Origin of the sequence: Peribacillus sp. NPDC058002 (assembly GCF_042886655.1) — a bacterium.
Classification (GTDB): Bacteria; Bacillota; Bacilli; order Bacillales; family DSM-1321; genus Peribacillus; species Peribacillus aracenensis.
In genome coordinates this window covers 1-3,371 of the sequence record NZ_JBHVQU010000329.1, presented here as the reverse complement: position 1 = coordinate 3,371, position 3,371 = coordinate 1, and the positions used below count along the sequence as shown (strand labels likewise).

Here is a 3,371-nt window from a genome sequence, read left to right as displayed (position 1 = left end):
GAATGAATCTAAAGCATATTGACCCGGGCCGATCAATGCTATACCGATAGCAACTCCAAGCAACGTTAAATTGTATTCATATCCATTAGCTGTTGCCCATAATCCATTTGGAGCATGCACTTTTACGATAGCCATTATCATAGTTCCCGCAATCATAATTCCTGCAAGTGGCGTTAATAGACCTAAAGCAAACAAAAGTCCCCCAATAAGTTCTGCTAACCCTGCGAAAAGAGCCATGGTTACTCCTGATTTCATGCCAATGGATTCAAACCATCCACCTGTTCCTTTCAATCCATAGCCACCGAACCAACCAAACAACTTTTGAGCACCGTGCCCAATGAACAATAAACCAATTACCAAACGAATTATTAATAAACCTATATTTATCATAGTAAAATCCCCCTATTATTTTTATCTCGAATTCGAGATATCATTTCAAGAAAAACACTTTAAACTTTATTCCTTACTTTTTTCAAAAGGTTCACAAATGTCTCTGCTTCACCAGAATTTAATGAATCAAACATATCATCAACTAACTCATGATATTTCGGCATGATCTCATTCATCAGTTCATTTCCATCATCAGTTAATCTTACATGTATCATACGGCGGTCATCTGGACAGGCATTTCTGTTTAATACACCTCTTTGTTCTAGCTTATCTATAACATAGGTCATCGAACCACTTGAAATCAGTATGCAATTTCCAATTTGTTGAATTGTTTGTTTCCCTTTTTGATAATGTACCTCTAAAACAGAAAATTCCGTAATACCAAGCTTGTTTTTTGCCATTTCTTCCTTTATTCGATCATGAATTGCTTTGGATGTTTGCATTAATATCAGAAAGTGCAAATTATTGCATTTCCTCTCCATTTACTTCACCCCCTCAAATATCTCGAATTAAATTATCTTGAATATGAGATAATAATAATGCTTATATTTTTTTTTGTCAATAACCTTTTTACTTTATTGAACTAAACTTCCTGGTTCCGGTCAGGTAATTCATTTAGAAAACTGTTTAAAAGCGTCGACTATCCCACCCAACCATATCGGCCAACTCCAATGGTCCCATTGGACGATTTTTTCCCAAGGAAAAAAAGGAAGGTGAAAATCCTTCCTTTTTCTTTATTTATAAGAGAGTTTGATGCAACGATTTTTATGAATACGTCAACATTTATTCGTTCAATACTTCAATTAAACTGCAGACAATATGATCTACCAGTCTAATGGCCAAAGCAGTGTGAGATATTATCCGCTGCATACAAAACTTGAACACCATGTATTTGACCTTGATGATTTGTCGCTGAAGTTGCGGGGGCATCACCCATTCTGCATGTGCTGGATTCTTGCATGTCAGCACATTTTTCTAACTTAAATGATATGTTTGACTGTGTATAGTATACTTATTGATTTTTTCACTGCTTGGTTCATAGCCGATTCCTGGCAATTCCGGAACTTTGATTATTCCTTTTTCCACTGTAACTTCTGGATCAATGATATCTTCCGCCCAGTAGAGGGAGGAAGCTGCGGTATCTCCCGGAAGAGTAAAGTTTGGCAGTGAAGTGATGGCAATATTATGCGCTCTTCCAATGCCTGATTCCAGCATACCCCCACACCATAGCGGAATTTCATGTTCAAGACATAAATCATGGATTTTCTTGGATTCAGTCAAACCTCCGACACGGCCAATCTTAATATTAATGATTTTACAGCTGCCCAATTTAATAGCTTTCCTTGCATCCTCTAAGGAGTGAATGCTTTCGTCCAGGCAAATAGGTGTTTTTAACCTTGACTGTAAATCTGCATGGTCAATGATATCGTTATAGGCAAGCGGCTGTTCAATCATCATTAATTTATAGTCATCCAAGGCGGATAGCCGGTCTATATCTTGTAAGGTATAAGCTGAATTTGCATCTGCCATGAGCGGGATTTCCGGATATACCTTTCGGACCTTGTCTATTAATTCAACATCCCAGCCCGGTTTGATTTTTAGTTTAAAGCGTTTATAGCCTTCACCGAGACGTGCTTCAATCATATCCAGGGTCGAATCGATCGAGTCCTTTATTCCGATGCTTACCCCCACTTCAATTTTCTTTTTTGTTCCACCTAACACACGTGAGAGGGAAGCACCTTGCTTTTTCGCATACAGATCCCAAACAGCACCCTCTATAGCTGCTTTTGCCATATAATTACCGCGTATATGGGAGAAATATTTTTCAGAGAGTTCATCCGGATGCTTGATTTCATTTTTAAGGATAATTGGAATTAGATAATCCTCGAGTATATGCCAGTTTGTTTTTAGGGTTTCTTCATTATACAGAGGGTCGAGCATCGCAACCGATTCTGCCCAACCGGAAATGCCATCATCGCTTTTTACTTCTACAAGGATGAAATCCCTATTGTATTCCGTCCCAAAGCTAGTTGTAAAAGGTTCAAGCAAGTCTAGTTTCAGATGCCTTAGAATAACTTGTTTAATTTTCACTTGGAAATTCTCCTTTTGTGATAAAACTGTTAAAAGACACAGTCTTACCAATTTTTTATTAAATAGGCTGACAGCAGCCTGAAGTTACGTTATTAAAATTCACCTGCTTATTTCCTTGTCAGCACATAAAACTGAACGGGAATTTCCGTCATGGAATTCTTTATAAAATCTGTTACCTCCCATCCTTGCTGAAATAAATCGGTAAATGTGTCCCTGGTTTTCATCCGCCATTCAGTGGCTGCTTGACTATTTGTGACCCTTATTGTCCTGAAGTCCTTTGGAATGGCCACAAAAGCAGTATCCCCATTTTGTTCAGGCAGCGGAAGAGTGAAGGATGGAACAGGCAATCCCTTTTCATTGGTCTCCCATTGAATAAGCGAGTTTTCTATCGCAAAGTCCAGCGGAATTCCCCGTCCACTAGAATCCGTTGTCTCCTTTTTACCAATATGCCATTCGACAAGAAAGCGGTCAGATGGAATTCCGCTGTTTAAAAGATCTTCCATTTCACCATAGCAGTTTGCGATATATGTGGAACAGACCCCACCAAGCTTGGCTATATTCAAATACCCATTAATACTTTCCAAAGGATCGTAAGTCCAGGTAATAAGGGAAAAGCCGAGCTTTAACGCTTCCTCACGTTGGGCTAACTTTAACTTCTCCCCTATTCCTTTGTTGCGAAATTGCTCATCTATTCCTAGAATATGTGAACGAAGATAGGCTGTTTGCCCATTGAATCCCGGAAAGCTATACTGAAATCCAATAAGCTTCTCCTCGCAATATGCTCCTAGAACCAAACCACCGTTTTTTACAGCTGTGATGGTTTGGTGTGTGGGGATTGAGTCGTTTTCTCCCGAAATGGCGGATTCTAGCTTTCTTGCGTCCTCTAGCTC

The 3,371-nt window shown here is 39.1% G+C and carries 5 protein-coding genes; all 5 read right to left on the bottom strand.

Annotated features, from left to right (window positions below; translation table 11 throughout):
• Positions 1 to 390 (bottom strand): DoxX family protein (locus ACFVSH_RS24485; RefSeq protein WP_387708333.1); only part of this gene is annotated, 390 nt, incomplete at its 3' end.
• Between the two features lie 59 nt (positions 391 to 449).
• On the bottom strand, positions 450 to 872 hold the full coding sequence (locus tag ACFVSH_RS24480; protein WP_387708331.1) for a MarR family winged helix-turn-helix transcriptional regulator: 423 nt from the start codon (positions 870 to 872) through the stop codon (positions 450 to 452).
• 350 nt (positions 873 to 1,222) lie between these two features.
• Positions 1,223 to 1,327 (bottom strand): hypothetical protein, encoded by a 105-nt coding sequence (locus ACFVSH_RS24475; RefSeq protein WP_387596054.1) that lies wholly within the window; start codon positions 1,325 to 1,327, stop codon positions 1,223 to 1,225.
• 38 nt (positions 1,328 to 1,365) lie between these two features.
• Complete coding sequence (gene menC / locus ACFVSH_RS24470; protein WP_387708329.1) at positions 1,366 to 2,481, bottom strand: o-succinylbenzoate synthase; 1,116 nt, start codon at positions 2,479 to 2,481, stop codon at positions 1,366 to 1,368.
• 107 nt (positions 2,482 to 2,588) lie between these two features.
• Positions 2,589 to 3,371 (bottom strand): GNAT family N-acetyltransferase (locus tag ACFVSH_RS24465; RefSeq protein ID WP_387708327.1); only part of this gene is annotated, 783 nt, incomplete at its 5' end.